The organism is Flavobacterium sp. Flavsp81, assembly GCF_059491325.1.
Window position 1 is genome coordinate 4,932,845 of sequence record NZ_CP168505.1, and the last position, 16,386, is coordinate 4,949,230.

The window sequence follows — 16,386 nt, forward strand, 5'->3', positions numbered from 1 at the left end:
CGAGCTAAATGAAATTACCACCTTCAAAAGCAATAAAAAATAAGGAACATTTTGTTCTCTTTTTTCTTCTGAACCTAAATTTGCTTATTTAGAACAAAACCAATAGAAATTAAATTATTTTTGTAATCGTTAAAAAAAGAAAATCAAATCTGTTTTAGGCCATAAATTAGAATATAATGTCAATAATTAAGGAGTTACAACAATTATCAGAATCATTAGAAGGAACACTTTTATACGATGATCTTCATAAAACGCTTTATTCGACCGATGCTTCGGTGTACCGGATAAAACCAAAAGCGGTTGCCGTGCCTAAAACGACAGAAGATATTAGTAAACTGATCCGATTTGCAGCGAAGCACCAAATTTCGATTACACCAAGAACAGCCGGAACTTCCTTAGCCGGACAAACTGTTGGTGACGGAATTGTGGTCGATGTTTCGAAGAATTTTACCAGAATCCTGAATTTAGACCCGATTAATAATACAGTTACAGTGCAGCCGGGTGTAATTCGGGACGAACTGAATTTATTCCTAAAACCGCACGGTGTATTTTTCGGACCTAATACTTCAACTTCAAATCGCTGTATGATTGGCGGTATGGTAGGGAATAATTCTTCGGGAACAACTTCGATTCGCTATGGTGTAACGCGTGATAAAATTGTCGAAATCAAAGCCATTTTAAGTGATGGCTCTGAGGTGGTTTTTAAGGAACTGACTTCGGCGGAATTTATCGAGAAAACCAAAGGCGATTCTTTAGAAAATAAAATTTATAAAAGCATTTACGATGAACTTTCGGATAAGGCAGCGCAGGAAGAAATTATAAAAGAGTTTCCGAAGCCTGAAATTCACAGGAGAAATACAGGTTATGCGGTTGATATTTTATTGAAATCGGATTTGTTTGGAGGAACGGAACCAACAATCAATCTCGGGAAATTGCTCTGCGGAAGCGAAGGGACTTTGGCCTTCACTACAGAAATCACCTTAAAAGTAGACGATTTGCCGCCTGCCCATAATATTATGGTTGTGGGGCATTATCATAGCATTCAGGAATCACTGGAATCGGTTGTAGTGGCAATGAAACATCATTTGTACACTTGTGAAATGATTGACGACACGATTTTGGATTGTACTAAAACGAACCGCGAACATATTAAAAACCGATTCTTTTTGCAGGGTGAACCCAAAGCGATTATGATGTTTGAAGTGGCTTCGCATGATTTGGAAGATGTAGAAAATCAGGCAGACGCTTTGATTGCTGATTTAGAGAAAAACAACTTTGGTTACGCACTCGTAAAAATTTACGGAGCGGATATCGAGAAAGTTAACGAACTCCGTAAAGCCGGATTAGGACTTTTAGGAAGTATTGTTGGTGACAATAAAGCAGCCGATTCTATTGAAGATACAGCAGTTGAATTGAGTGATTTGCCGGCTTATATTGCAGAATTTTCGGCGATGATGCTGCGTCACGGACAAGGGGCGATTTACTACGCTCATGCGGGTGCTGGAGAACTGCATTTGCGCCCGGTTTTGAATTTGAAGAAAACATCTGATTTAAAATTATTCAGGACCATTGCGACCGATGTAGCGATTTTGGTTAAAAAATACAGAGGCTCGTTAAGCGGGGAACACGGCGACGGAATTGTGCGCGGAGAGTTTATTCCGTTTATGATTGGCGAGAAGAATTACGAATTGCTGAAACGAATTAAACTGGCTTTCGACCCGAATTCGGTTTTGAATATCGGTAAGATTGTGAATGCTTTAAAAATGGATGAAAACCATCGTGTTATTTCGGGCAGGGTAGAACCGGATATTAAAACGTTTCAGGATTTCTCAGACAGCTTAGGGATTTTGCGTGCAGCCGAAAAATGCAACGGTTCCGGCGATTGCCGAAAATTACCATCGGCAGGAGGAGCAATGTGCCCGAGTTACCGTGCCACGAAAAACGAAAAGGAAACCACGCGTGCGAGAGCGAATGCATTACGTGAATATTTGACGTATTCCGAGAAAGAAAATAAATTTGACCAGAAAGAATTATACGAAGTTTTTGAGTTGTGTGTGAGTTGTAAAGCCTGTGCTAGTGAATGTCCGAGTAATGTGGACGTTGCCACTCTCAAAGCAGAATTTTTATACCAATACCAAAAAGCAAACGGTTTTTCAACCCGAAATAAGATTTTTGCCCATAATGCAAAACTGAATAAAATGGGAAGTTTGTTTCCGTCAATCACCAACTTTATTTCGAATCAGTCGCTGGTTAAAAAAAGCATGGGGATTGCACCGGAAAGACAAGTTCCTCTTTTGGCGAAAAAGACTTTCAGAAAATGGCACCAAAATCATAAACCTGCAGTTACGGATTTTCCAAACGGAAGATTGTATTTGTTTGTGGATGAATTTACCAATTATTATGATGTGAATATAGGAATAGATGCTTTCGAACTATTGACCAATTTAGGTTATCAGGTTCTGGTTATCGACCATGAAGAAAGCGGAAGGGCATATTTATCGAAGGGATTTTTAGAAGAAGCAAAAAAAATCGCGAATCATAATGTATCGGTTTTTAAAGATCTGGTTTTAGGAAATGCACCTTTGGTTGGTCTTGAACCTTCGGCCATTTTAACCTTCAGGGATGAATATCTTCGCCTGGCAGACGATAAAGAAGCTGCAGAGAAATTATCCCGAAATGCTTTTACCATTGAAGAGTTTTTTAAAAATGAAATCAATCAGGGTAAAATTACAGCCGATTCTTTTTCGGAAGAAAAGAAGGAGATTAAGATTCACGGACATTGTCATCAGAAATCATTGAGTTCAGTTGAAGCGACTTTTGCCATGCTGAATCTTCCAAAAAATAATGTGGTTACGATTTATAATTCAGGTTGCTGCGGCATGGCAGGTTCATTCGGTTACGAAAAAGAACATTACCAGGTAAGTATGCAAATGGGCGAGGATACGCTCTTCCCGAAGGTACGTTCAACGGCTGAAGATGTAAAAATCGCTGCTGCAGGAACAAGCTGCCGTCACCAAATTTATGACGGAACAAAAAGAGAAGCGCAGCATCCGGTCAGTATTTTGAGAAGCTGTTTGAAATAAGAGCAATATCTAAGTGTGTTTTTTGAATATTTAATTAATCAACCTTTATAAATGAAGTTCCATCTGTTTTTAATTTTACTTGCTGCTTTTTCGGTAAATGCACAAAATACTATAAATTGCTCTAAATGTTCATCAGAACTTATTGATGAAAATAAATTGAAAAATGAGGATATTTTTTCTTTGAAATTATTGAAGAACGAAATTTATGCAAGAAAGGGATACGTGTTTTCGAATCCTGAATATTCAGATGTTTTCAAAAAGTACAATTGGTACAAGCCCGTAAGTGATAATAGTAGTATTGTGTATTCAGATATTGAAATGAATAATATTGCCATTTTAAATCGAAGAATCAACACAATTTCAGAATTTCTGGAGAACGAAAGAAACAGCAAATACAAGGCGTTTTCTCAACAAAAGATTGATCAGATCTTTACGAAAGAAAAGAGAAAGGAATTGGGAATTAATTTTAATATTTGGAAAGTTTACAATTATAAAGACAAAACAGGAGAATATTATTTAGTGCTGACCGAAGATAAATTTAAAGAACCGATTGACGGAAATAACTTCAATAATGCTGTAAAAGCACTGAACTTTAAAATCGAAAATAACAGTTGGACCAAAACTTTCGAAACGAATGATTTTAAAGAGAGTTACGAGAAAAGTATCTGGTTTTGGTCACGATATATTTATGTGGAAGATTTTGATCATGACGGGATTATTGATCCAATTATAATATATGGGACTGGCGGATTAAATTCATATGATGACGGAAGAATTAAAATTCTATTGTATTATAAAGGTAAAAAAATAGGAATCCGGATTCAAAACGGAGTTCTGGATGATCAAAGAAATTTTAGCGTAGATGTTGATTTTTATATTCTTCCAAAGAAAATACAGGAAAAAATTATAGAGCAGATGTATCTGATGGTTGAAAATGACCATTCAATCCTGCCGTATGGCTGGCAAAAAAAGATGGCAAAAAAAATGACTTTCATCTCCGAATAAATTCATGAATTCGCAGCTGTTTTTTTGCCACGAATTCACGAATTAAAATAAGGATTAAAAAATCCCGGAATCTATTATAAACTATCTGCCTCCGGGAGGAGAATGCTCTCGGATGTATTTTATGAACGTGTCAAAGAGATGTTTTGTAGTTCCTTCTCCTTCATAAATACTGTGCGAACGATTCGGATAAATCATCAAATCAAACATTTTATCGTATTTGATAAATTCATTAATTAAAACTTCGGCATTTTTATAATGAACATTGTCATCGCCGGTTCCATGAATGTATAATAAATTTCCTTTCAGGTTTTTAGCATGTGTTACCGGCGAGGCCTGAATGTAGGCAGCTTCATTTTCATTTGGTAACCCCATATATCTTTCCGTATAGATGTTATCATAAAAATGTTGGTCAGTAACTGCTGAAATAGCAATTCCGGTTTTGTAAATTTCAGGAAACTGAAACATTAAATTTAAGGTTACAGCGCCGCCGCCGCTCCATCCATGAATTGCAACTCTTTCAGAGTCAATAAAGTTCCATTTTAAAACCTCTTTAGCCGCCATCGCCTGGTCATGTGTATTGATAATTCCAATGTTTTTGTAAATTGATTTTCTCCATTTTGTACCTTTCATCACAGGAGTTCCTCTGTTATCCATTGCAATTCCTATATAACCTTCAGGGATCAAAGAAGCAATAAAAGGATAGAAATAAGGCTCATCATTTGCTACAGATGCCATTGGTTCTCCATAGACATAAAAAAACACAGGATACTTTTTATTTGGATCAAAATTTAAAGGTTTAGCCATAACTCCGTCCATTTCTATTCCATCAACGGTTTTGATTTTAAATTTTTCTAACGAATAATTGCGGTCCGGTGCTGAAAAAGAATCTGCAGTGGCTGGTAATATTTTGTTATGGCCGGATAAGGCTACTAAACGTGTATTGTAGTCGCGATTGATATTTGAATTGGTGTGTCTCGCATATTTGGCATCTGTCGAAAAACTGTATTCATTTGTCCCTTCAAATTCTTTTGGTGTAACTTGTTTTGTTTTTTTTGTATTTAAATTAGTTTCATACAAGTAACGCTGTGTAGCATCTTTTGGGCTTGCTATAAAATAAATAGACTTTGTTTCCTGATTGTAGGTTTTGTAATAAGCATCAAAATTTTCAGTTGTAATCAATTCTTTCTTTTTACCATCGCTGCTGATTTTGTAGATATGCATCCAGCCATCGGCATCTGAACTCCATAAAAAAGCTTTCCCGTTATCTACAGACTGACATGGAAAAACATCGTATTCTCCTGAAGAAATATCAAAGACATCGATCCACGATGCTGATTTTTCCTGATAAATTAAGTTAGCTTCTCCTGATTTGGCATTGCATTTATAAATAGAGGCTTGATTTTGGTTTCTGTTTAATTGAATAACCATTAAATTTTGATTGTCAATCCATTCCATTCGAACTAAATAATTATTATCGGGTTCTCCGGGAATATTTAACCACTTGGTCTGTAAGGATGCAATGTCAATCACGCCAATTTTTACTGATGAAGGTCTTTCTCCCGCTTTAGGATATTCTACAGGGACAGTAAACGGATACAAGGCATCAGTATTATTTATCATTAAATGAAATTTCGTTTTTGATGCATCTACCCGCCAAAAAGAAATGCTTTTTCCATCCGGATTCCATCTAAAGCCATCGCGTGCAGCAAGTTCTTCTTCATAAACCCAATCAAAAGTTCCGTTAATGATTTTGTCAGTTCCATCTGTTGTCAATGGAGTTATTTTTCCCGAATTTAAATTTTCAAGATAAATATTATGTTGAGAGACATAAGCAACGTTTTCGTTATCGCCGGAAAATTTAGCAAACATCAAAGATGATTTTTCCAGACTTGTTCCCAATTGTCTTCCTTTTTTGCTTGTTAAATCAAAAAACCAATAATCTCCTTTAGTATTGGCTCTCCAAACCTTTTTTGAATTGGTAAAAATTAATACTTTTGTCTTGTTTTCATTCCAAACCAATTTTTCTATTTCTCCGGTAAAACCTGAGTTTTTTAATTGATCATCTGTTAAGATAGTATTCTTTTGATTGAGTTTGTCAATATCATGAACCACAATGTTATTCTGAGCATTTACCCAAAAAGAATGTGAGTTTGGCAGCCAGTTTAACTGTGTGATATCGATGCTTTCCTGAGCGAAAATACTCGAAGAGATTAAGAATAAGAGTAAAAAAAGTTTCTTCATTAGGTTTGTATTTTGGATTAATGAGCTCATTTATTTAGAGTAGTAAATCTAGTGATTATCACTATTTTTTTGGTTATTTTCTTGAAATTTTTAATTTACATCACAAGTTAGGATGAGGTACTTTATTTCCATGTAAAATTAATATTCTTATAAAAAAATAAAACAGGGTTTAAAAATCTTTTGCTAATAATAATTAAAGATAATTGTGTAATTAGCGGTAAAAAGGCCTGTACAAATCATTTTAATCTATGGCAGAAAAAATAATTAGTGAAATTTGTGCAATTCATGGCGAAAAAAAGTCTTATAAACAAAATCGTTTTATATATTTGATTTCAGGATAATTTTTGCATTATTTGCAAAATAAAAGCATAAAGACCTCAATATATTAATTTATAATAGCAAAATTACATATGGCATTATCAGGTTTATTCCGAAAAAAAACGGTGCAGGATATTTTGAAGCAAGTTGCAAAAAACGATGCTGATGGGCATAATGCATTAGGAAAGCATTTAACTACAAGAGATTTAACTGCATTTGGTATTGCTGCAATTGTTGGGGCAGGAATTTTTAGCACGATCGGTAAAGCTAGTGCTGATGGAGGTCCTGCGGTTATCTTCTTGTTTTTATTCACCGCTTTGGCTTGTAGTTTTGCGGCTTTTGCTTATGCCGAATTTGCTTCTATGGTTCCGGTTTCGGGAAGCGCTTATACATATTCTTATGTAGCTTTTGGAGAAATTATTGCATGGATAATCGGTTGGGCTTTAATCATGGAGTATGCTGTTGGAAATATAACCGTCGCCATATCGTGGAGCGATTATTTTACAGGGCTGCTGCAGAGTGGCGGAATTCATTTGCCGCAATGGATCCAGATGGATTATTTAACTGCTTCTAATGGTTTTAAAGATGCTACAGCATTAATTCAGAGTGGAAAATCTTTCGAAAATTTAGATTCAGGATTACAAACCGCTTACACAGCCTGGACAACCGCACCAACGATTGGTTCTTTTCATTTCGTTGCCGATTTACCGGCTTTATTCATTATTGTTTTGATTACAGCTTTGGTCTACAGAGGAATGAAAGAATCCCGTAATGCGAGTAATGTAATGGTGGTAGTGAAATTATGTATTGTGCTTTTAGTAATTGCTGTTGGTGTTTTTTATGTAGATACAGCCAATTGGGATCCGTTTGCACCAAATGGAGTAAGCGGGGTTTTAAAAGGAGTATCAGCCGTTTTCTTTGCCTATATTGGTTTTGATGCGATTTCGACAACTGCAGAAGAATGTAAAAATCCACAGCGTGATTTACCACGCGGAATGATGTGGGCGATTATTATTTGTACCATTTTATATATTGCGATTGCATTGGTTCTTACCGGAATGGTTCGTTACAATCAGTTGAATGTTGGAGATCCTTTGGCATTTGTTTTCGATAAATTAGACTTAAAATGGATGTCCGGAATTATTGCTGTCAGTGCAGTAATTGCCATGGCGAGCGTTTTGTTGGTTTTCCAAATGGGACAGCCTCGTATCTGGATGAGTATGAGCCGTGATGGTCTATTGCCTAAAAAGTTTTCTACAGTGCATCCAAGATTCAAAACACCATCATTTGCAACAATTGTAACCGGTTTTGTGGTTGCAGTTCCTGCTTTATTCCTGAACTTAACAATGGTTACGGATTTATGTAGCATCGGAACTTTATTTGCCTTTGTATTGGTTTGCGCAGGAGTTTTGGTTTTGCAAAATAAACCTGAAATTCCTAGAGGGAAATTCAAAACTCCATATGTAAATTCAAAATATATTTTGCCTGTTTTAATGATCGCAGGATTGTATTATGCTTTTGCTTTCAATAATAAAGCAACAATGAGTTTTATTAATAACGAAGCACAGATTAATGATGCAACGACAATTATTACTTCTTTAGACAAAACGGAATCTGATAAAGTTTTCAATTATTTAGAAAGTATCGATGTTAAAAATAAAACTGCTGAAACATCAGATTTAGAACATTTATTAAGTCAATACCAGGATGACGATGCTAAATATGCTGAGGTTGTAAAAGGCTTGCCAATTGACGATTCATTAAAATACGAATCAGGATTCAGTTTATTCAAACATAAAATCCCAATGTGGATTTTCCTTTTCGTTTTAGTTGGATTAGCTGTTTGGTCATTCAGGCAAAATCTATCTTTAATTCCGCTTTTAGGATTAATTTGCTGCTTGTACATGATGGCCGAATTAAGTGTCTGGAACTGGATTTACTTTACGATCTGGTTATTGATAGGGCTTTTTATTTACTTTACTTATAGCAGGAAAAACAGTAAGCTGAATATTGTAGAAGCTTAACACTAATTACAAATTTTATAAAGAAAGCCGTTCTGGGATTTAATTCGGAACGGCTTTCTTATATAGAATATTTTTATTTTATATAAAAATATTCTCACATGTTTTAATCGCTAAATTTTTCTTTAATTTGTTTTTAATAAATTTTAAACTTAAATTTTTTGAATACATGAGTTTCCTTAAAAGCATATTTGGTAAGAAAGAAGAGCCTGTAAAGTCATACAGTGATTTTTGGGATTGGTTTTTAAAACACGAGAAAAATTTTTTTGAAGTCGTTCGGACAGGAGGAAATGTCCAGGTTGAATTTCTTGATAAAATTTCTCCAAAATTAGAAGAATTAAAAGAAGGTTTTTACTTTTTAACAGGGATGTTTGATGATAAAACTGCTGAATTGATTTTAACACCGGATGGAGTAATTAAAAATATTTATTTGGTAGAAGAATTAATTAATGCTGCTCCTAAAATTGAAGGCTGGAAATTTACTGCACTTAAACCTGCATCAAATATGATGGATTTTGGTATTAAAATGGAAGGGTTTAGTTTTGGTACAGACAATATCAAATTTTATTCAAATAATCATAAGAAATATTCAGATAAGATTGATTTGACAATAGTTTATGATGATTTTACAGAAGAACAAAGACCGTTAATAACGAATGGAATTTATATTTTCTTAGATAATTTTTTAGGGGAGTTAAATTCAGTAACAATAATAGACAATTTAAATGTAGTTGGTAAAGATGGAGTTTCTGAAGAATTAATTCCTATTGAAAAATTGAAAGATTATCTGATCTGGAGAGAGAAAGAATTTATTGAAAAATATGAAGGTGTAAGGCGAAATACTGAAAACGATAATTACGCATGTCTTGAAACCGATACAGAAGACGGGCCTTTATTTGCAGTTATAAATACTGATCTTATAAAATGGGATAATAAAGCGTCCCATCCCTGGATAGCAATTGTTACTGTCTTTTTTGATGGTACCGGCAATAATGGATTGCCTGATAAGGAAACATATAAACTTCTCGACCAATTAGAGGATGAATTAATGAGTGATTTGAAAGATTTTGACGGATATTTAAACATAGGAAGAGAAACCGGAAATAATAAACGGGAAATCTTTTTCGCTTGTAAAGATTTTAGAAAGCCATCTAAGGTTCTAAACGAATTTGAAGCGAAATATTCAAAGAAAATAAAAATATCATCCGAGATTTATAAAGATAAATATTGGGTTTCTTTTCAGCATTTTCAACAAAATTAAAACCTATAAAGCCGTTCTGGAAATAATCTCAGAATGGTTTTTTTAATTTTTCCACAGATTAAAGGATTAAAATGATTTTTGTTTCACGCAGATTTAGCTGATCTTTTCATAAATTAAAATAATCTGCTTTATCTGCCAAATCTGCGTGAAAAAACTAAAAGAAATCCTGGTGCATCTCTGCGAAAACCTTCCGTGAATCTCTCTGAAATAAAATTACAAAACCCCAAGCTCCACCATACATTTCTTCATCATCTCATAAGTACGCTCAATATCATTATCCAGCCCAATCGAAAAACGGATCAAGCCATCCGTCAATCCCATTTCATGTTGTTCTTCTAAAGGAATTTCGCTCGAAGTTGACGTCCCCGGTGCGCTGAACAATGTTTTATAAAATCCTAAGCTTACCGCCAAATAACCTAAGTTTCTGGCCTGCATCAATTCCATTAATTCATTCGCTTTCCCCAAAGTTCCAACATCAATTGTCATCATTCCCCCAAAACCATATTCCGGATTAATCATTGTTTTGTACAGTTCATTACTCGGGTGACTTTTTAGTCCGGGATAAACTGTTTTCAGTCCGTCTTTTTCAAATTTTTCGGCTAAATAAGCAGCATTAAAACTGTGTTGTTTAATACGAATATGAAGCGTACGCAGATTTTTCATCACCGAAGCCGAACGCAAACTATCCATCGTCGGTCCCAAAAGCATGCTTGCTCCAGAGTTTACATTTTTCAGGGCATTTATAAAATCTTTCGATGCACAAGTCACACCGCCAACCGTATCACTGCTTCCGTTAATATATTTTGTCAAACTGTGAATCACTATATCAGCGCCCAATTTTGCCGGAGAAACTGACAAAGGTGAAAACGTATTATCGACTACCAATTTCAGGTTGTGCTTTTTAGCAATTTTAGCTAAACCTGCAATATCAGCCACTTCCAATAAAGGGTTACTTACTGTTTCGCAATACAAAACTTTAGTTTTTGGCGTAATCGAAGCTTCCACAATATCCAGTTTTGTGATGTCTACAAAGCTCGTTTCGATACCAAAGCGAGGTGTGAAATTTTTAAGGAAAGCATAAGTTCCTCCATAAATTGTTCTGCTTGAAACAATATGATCTCCCGTGCCGCACAACTGCAATAGAGTAGGTGTAATCGCTCCCATTCCGGAAGCCGAGACGTTTGCAGTTTCCGTTCCTTCCATCGCTGCCAAAGCCTGATCCAAGTATAAATTACTCGGTGACGAATGGCGTGAATACAAATAACAGCCTTCCATATTTCCTTCAAAAGTATCAAACATAGTTTTGGCAGAAAGAAAAGTATAAGTCGAAGAATCAGAAATCGAAGGATTCACGCCTCCAAATTCGCCAAAATATTGTAAATCCTGAATGTTGTCTGCCGGGTTAAAGTTTTTCATTTTTTTTGTCATTGCGAGGAACGAAGCAATCTCATCCTCTGATTAATATTGTTTTTTGAAATTGTTTTTTGAAATTGTTATTGCAATTGATTTTTGACATTGTTCAGAAGCTATTCCTGCTATCCGTTGCAATCTTTTGTGCCGAACCCCGGCACAAAAGGGTTTCCACTTCTATCAGGGCTAGGGCACTCGTTTTCAAAAGAAAAATCCATTACAAAATAACATCTATTTGGAATATTAATCAATAATTGAGTCTATAATTAGATTTTAAAACTATAAATAACAATTAAAAAGGATTATTTGTCTAAATTTGATTTGTAAAATCCAAATAAATAGATTTTCTTCCATCAACCATCAACCATCAACCATCAACCATCAACCATCAACCATCAACCATCAACCATCAACCATCAACCATCAACCATCAACCATCAACCATCAACCATGAATTTAGATGCCACAGATAAAAAACTCCTGGTTTTATTACAAACCGACAGTAAAAAAACAACCAAGCAATTATCACTGAAACTGAATTTGTCAGTAACGGCAGTTTATGAAAGAATCAAAAAATTAGAGCGCGAGGGAATAATCAAAAACTACGTAGCTTTAGTTGACAAATCAAAAATCGAAAAAGGATTTGTTGTTTTTTGTCATTTAAAACTCATTCAGCATACCAAAGAATTTCTAACCAAATTCGAAAGCGAAGTCGTCAAATTAAACGAAGTTTTAGAATGCCATCACGTAAGCGGAGATTACGATTATATCCTGAAAGTACTGGTCAAAGACATGGAAGCTTATCGGGAATTTTTAGTAACCAAACTCACAACACTACAACATATCGGGAGTACACAAAGCACCTTTATGATTAGCGAAGTGAAGAATTCGACGGTGATTTCTTTTTAGAGGAACAAAGGCTCAGAGATGCAAAGGGACAAAGTTTTACGTAGAGATGCACAGCAGTGCATCTAAAATAGTGATATTCGTTTTAAAGCTTCAGTTTTTAAAATAATCCCGCGAAGTGTAAAGTTTTATATTTTTTGTGGTTTCGCGACTTGGCGAGAAACAAAATCTGCAATATCTGCGTGAAAAAAAAATCTAAAATCATTCTTCAAATCAAAAATAAAAAGCCTTAATTTTGAATTAAATACAACTAAAATGGAAATTAAAGAGTTAAGACGTAAACTTATAAAGGACTTTGGAAAATTCATTGAAGACGATTCTAAATTAGAAATTTTAGAAAGTGTTTTTGATGCCATAAATCACGATGAAAAAAAATCAATAGTTTCCGATTCACACTACCATTTAGTTGCTGAAGAAAGAGAAAAGTATATTTCCGGAGAAAATCCGTCAAGCTCTTGGGAAGAAGTAGAAAAACGCCTGAACGCCAAGTATGGTTTTTAAGATTACTGTTTTACCATTAGCAGAAAAGGAAATTGACGAATCTATTGAGTTTTATGAAAGCAGAAGTAAAGGTTTAGGAAAGCAATTTCTAATTTACCTAAAAGCTTACTAAAAGTCTTAAACACAAATCCCGAACTATTCGAAATAAAAAAGCAACCAAGTTATCGCGAATTGACATTGGTTAAATTTCCATTTGTTATTATTTATGAAATTCTTCAAAATGAAGTAATCATTCATTCTGTTTTTAATACTTCAAGAAATCCTCAAAGAAAACCTTAGTTTGGCTTTAGTAGAATCGTCTCAAATTTGCCAAATTCTTTACTTTAAATTTAAAATTTTTGAGAACCAAATTTATAAGTTTTTTATAAAATCCAAATTCGTTAATCAAAAATCAAAAAAGAATCACTTTGTTTTTAATAATTAAGGAAATCATAACAAAAAACCTTAAACTTTAAACTTTAAACAAAACTTAATTCCTTAATTTTGTACCGCTAAAAATAAAATAGACAAACTATGAGTTCATTTGACGTAGTCATTATAGGTTCAGGTCCCGGAGGATATGTTTCAGCAATTCGTTGCGCACAATTAGGTTTCAAAACAGCAATAGTAGAAAAGTATAATTCTTTAGGAGGTACTTGCCTTAACGTAGGTTGTATTCCTTCAAAAGCATTGTTATCTTCTTCTCATCATTATGCCGAAATTGCTCATTTTGCTGATCACGGAATCGAAGTTTCCGGTGATGTAAAAATCAATTTAGAGAAAATGATCGCGCGCAAACAAGGTGTTGTAGATCAAACCGTAGGTGGAATCAACTACTTAATGGATAAAAATAAAATCACTGTTTTCAATGGTTTAGGTTCTTTCGTGGATGCAACGCACATCGCAATTGCTAAAGCTGACGGAACTTCTGAAACTATCGAAGCAAAATATACTGTAATTGCAACGGGTTCTAAACCATCATCTTTGCCTTTCATCAAAATTGATAAAGAAAGAATCATCACTTCAACTGAAGCTTTGGCTTTAAAAGAAGTTCCAAAACACTTGGTTATTATTGGTGGCGGTGTTATCGGAATCGAATTAGGGCAAGTTTATTTACGTTTAGGAGCTCAGGTTTCTGTAGTTGAATTCATGGACAGAATTATTCCGGGAATGGATGGTGCTTTGTCTAAAGAATTGACTAAAGTATTGAAAAAACAAGGAATGAAATTCTACGTTTCTCACAAAGTAAAATCAGTTGAAAGAAACGGTGATGCTGTTGTTGTTCAAGCTGAAAATGCAAAAGGAGAAACAATCACTCTTGAAGGAGATTATTCATTAGTTTCTGTTGGCCGTCGTCCTTATACAGACGGATTGAACGCTGACAAAGCCGGAGTAAAAATTTCAGACAGAGGACAAGTTGAGGTAAACGATCATTTACAAACTAATGTTCCAAATATTTATGCAATTGGTGACGTTGTTCGTGGAGCTATGCTGGCACACAAAGCAGAAGAAGAAGGAACTATGGTTGCTGAAATCTTAGCAGGTCAAAAACCACATATTGATTATAACTTAATTCCTGGTGTAGTTTACACCTGGCCGGAAGTTGCTGCAGTTGGACAAACGGAAGAGCAGGTTAAAGCTTCTGGAACTGAATATAAAGTAGGAAGTTTTCCTTTCAAAGCTTTAGGTCGTGCAAGAGCGAGTGGAGATTTAGACGGATTCGTAAAAATCATCGCTGATGCTAAAACTGATGAAGTTTTGGGTGTTCACATGATTGGAGCACGTACAGCAGATTTAATTGCTGAAGCAGTTACTGCAATGGAGTTTAAAGCCTCTGCTGAGGATATTTCAAGAATGAGCCATGCGCATCCAACTTTCGCGGAAGCGATAAAAGAAGCAGCTTTGGCAGCTACTGATAATAGAGCGTTACACGTATAGTTTACGTAAACAAAATAAGCTAATAAAAAAGAAACCCGACACTTTACAATGTCGGGTTTCTTTTTTTATATTTTTAAGAGGAATATATTACGCTTTAAAAAGACTTCTATAATTATCCCAATATCTGTAAATTAAAAATAAGTTAGCTAAAAATAATAATGCCGCAATTGGCAAACCTTCCGGAGTTAAAAAATAATTGATAAACAAAATGTTGATCGTAATAGGCAGGATCAATATGTTTGCTAATGTTACATACCGGCCAGTGATAAAGGCAATTCCGCAGAGCAGTTCTATTGATTTTGCCAATGGCAATAAATAAGTTGAAGCAACTAAGCCCATATTAAAAGCTTTAAAATTACCTGTTGCTTCCGGTTCCGGAGCCAGTTTAAAGAAAAAAGTAATAGAAGCAAAAAGCAACAAGAGGCCAATCAAAACTCGGACAATGATGGTAGCAATTTTCATAATATTAGGATTTTAATAGGTTAAAAAATATAAATTATTTTGCTGATAAACATTACTAATTTTAATTCTCTAATAAAATGAAAATCTGTTTTATGAACTGCTTTATTGAGAATTTTACAATCAATACAATCCTATTTTGGGATTAATTTAATCCTATGTCAAATATAATGAATTTTCCTTATTAAATTGTTGCTTTGTTACAGTTTATTTATTTCTTAATGTATTTTTTATAAAGGAAAAAACCTCCAAAACCAATCAAAATAAAAGGCCAAAGATTAATTAGAAATACAAAGACTGACTCAAGAATATACCAGCCATTTTTTAATGAATCAAGAATTTGAATTGCTAAATTTGGTTTGTAGGCATTGCTGTTTTTTTCGCCTGGCATTATTTCCTGTCTGATGGTTTCATTTTGGTAAAGCTGTAATGTTACCGTACTGAAATTAATCTGATCCTGTAAAGATAAATTATCAATTGAGCGATTATCATTTGTTTCTTTCTGGTTTGCCAAAGTATTCTCGGCTTCCATAATATCGTTTATTTTTTTGCCTTTTTCATCAATTGCTTTTTCAATTCTTTTTTCCGTATTGGTACTTCTTTTTTGAGAAAGCTGATTCGATAATAATTTTAATGAAACATCATCAGCTTTGATAATTCTAAAATCAAGGAAATCAATTTGTTTGGCAATAGTTTTTATAACGGTGTCAAGCTGTGTATTCCGAACGCGAATCGTAATATTGTTTTCTACCGTATATTTAGTGGTCTCAAGTGTACTGTCCTGACTGATTTTTGTTTTAATCTGATCATGAATGTTACTTTGCAGGTTGGTATAAGTAACAAAGCCTCCAAATTTTTGAGTGGCATTTTCAATTGCATAAGTAGATTTGACGACATTTTTAACCTTAAATTTGATATCAGCGGTTCGAATAAATTTTTGCTTGCTGTCTTTTTTTTCTACCGCAGCTGATGATGATACTGCAGTGCTGTCGGCCGTAGTTTTGTAATCTGCAGTTTCTTCGGAAGAAGCGTAGTCTGCTTTTTTACAGGAAAATAATAAGGCGATGATTACCAACAAGGCCATGCCTAATTTTGCAATTGTTTTCATAAAAGGGTTTAAATTTGATTAATGAACTATTTACACGATGCAAATAGATTTTTTTCGTTAACAGAAGCGTAAGTAATTTTTTTAATCAAATAGGCAGGAAAAGTTTTAAGAATAAGTGTTAATTCGATATACTAAAAAGCGTGCCAATATTTTTTT

11 protein-coding genes are annotated in these 16,386 nt (G+C 34.4%); 7 read left to right on the plus strand and 4 right to left on the minus strand.

Features of this window, described 5'->3' with window-relative positions; all coding sequences use genetic code 11:
* The first annotated feature begins 176 nt into the window (after positions 1–176).
* A complete protein-coding gene (locus tag ACEN92_RS20400; protein ID WP_495640157.1) occupies positions 177–3,083 on the plus strand; it encodes an FAD-binding and (Fe-S)-binding domain-containing protein in 2,907 nt (968 codons plus the stop codon).
* Between the two features lie 51 nt (positions 3,084–3,134).
* On the plus strand, positions 3,135–4,088 hold the full coding sequence (locus ACEN92_RS20405) for a YARHG domain-containing protein (protein ID WP_495640158.1): 954 nt from the start codon (positions 3,135–3,137) through the stop codon (positions 4,086–4,088).
* 81 nt (positions 4,089–4,169) lie between these two features.
* On the opposite strand, the gene ACEN92_RS20410 is transcribed toward ACEN92_RS20405, so the two are convergent.
* Positions 4,170–6,329, minus strand: a complete 2,160-nt coding sequence (locus tag ACEN92_RS20410) for a S9 family peptidase (protein WP_495640159.1) — start codon at positions 6,327–6,329, stop codon at positions 4,170–4,172.
* 410 nt (positions 6,330–6,739) lie between these two features.
* On the opposite strand from ACEN92_RS20410, the gene ACEN92_RS20415 reads away from it, so the two are divergent.
* On the plus strand, positions 6,740–8,671 hold the full coding sequence (locus tag ACEN92_RS20415) for an amino acid permease (RefSeq protein WP_495640160.1): 1,932 nt from the start codon (positions 6,740–6,742) through the stop codon (positions 8,669–8,671).
* 166 nt (positions 8,672–8,837) lie between these two features.
* Complete coding sequence (locus tag ACEN92_RS20420; protein ID WP_495640161.1) at positions 8,838–9,929, plus strand: DUF695 domain-containing protein; 1,092 nt, start codon at positions 8,838–8,840, stop codon at positions 9,927–9,929.
* 213 nt (positions 9,930–10,142) lie between these two features.
* On the opposite strand, the gene ACEN92_RS20425 is transcribed toward ACEN92_RS20420, so the two are convergent.
* Positions 10,143–11,345: an aminotransferase class I/II-fold pyridoxal phosphate-dependent enzyme gene (locus tag ACEN92_RS20425; protein ID WP_495640162.1), complete on the minus strand. Its 1,203-nt coding sequence runs from the start codon at positions 11,343–11,345 to the stop codon at positions 10,143–10,145.
* 444 nt (positions 11,346–11,789) lie between these two features.
* On the opposite strand from ACEN92_RS20425, the gene ACEN92_RS20430 reads away from it, so the two are divergent.
* The 3 genes from ACEN92_RS20430 (at position 11,790) to lpdA (ending at position 14,663) form a co-directional block, all read left to right on the plus strand.
* Entirely contained in the window at positions 11,790–12,248 is a 459-nt protein-coding gene (locus tag ACEN92_RS20430) for an Lrp/AsnC family transcriptional regulator (RefSeq protein WP_495640163.1), read from the plus strand.
* 252 nt (positions 12,249–12,500) lie between these two features.
* Positions 12,501–12,746 (plus strand): hypothetical protein, encoded by a 246-nt coding sequence (locus ACEN92_RS20435; protein ID WP_495640164.1) that lies wholly within the window; start codon positions 12,501–12,503, stop codon positions 12,744–12,746.
* Positions 12,747–13,259: 513 nt separating this feature from the next.
* Entirely contained in the window at positions 13,260–14,663 is a 1,404-nt protein-coding gene (lpdA, locus tag ACEN92_RS20440; protein WP_495640165.1) for a dihydrolipoyl dehydrogenase, read from the plus strand.
* Positions 14,664–14,750: 87 nt separating this feature from the next.
* On the opposite strand, the gene ACEN92_RS20445 is transcribed toward lpdA, so the two are convergent.
* Positions 14,751–15,125, minus strand: coding sequence for a DoxX family membrane protein (locus ACEN92_RS20445; protein ID WP_495640166.1), 375 nt, complete (start codon positions 15,123–15,125; stop codon positions 14,751–14,753).
* Positions 15,126–15,333: 208 nt separating this feature from the next.
* Positions 15,334–16,230 (minus strand): DUF4349 domain-containing protein, encoded by an 897-nt coding sequence (locus ACEN92_RS20450; protein ID WP_495640167.1) that lies wholly within the window; start codon positions 16,228–16,230, stop codon positions 15,334–15,336.
* Positions 16,231–16,386 lie beyond the last annotated feature (156 nt).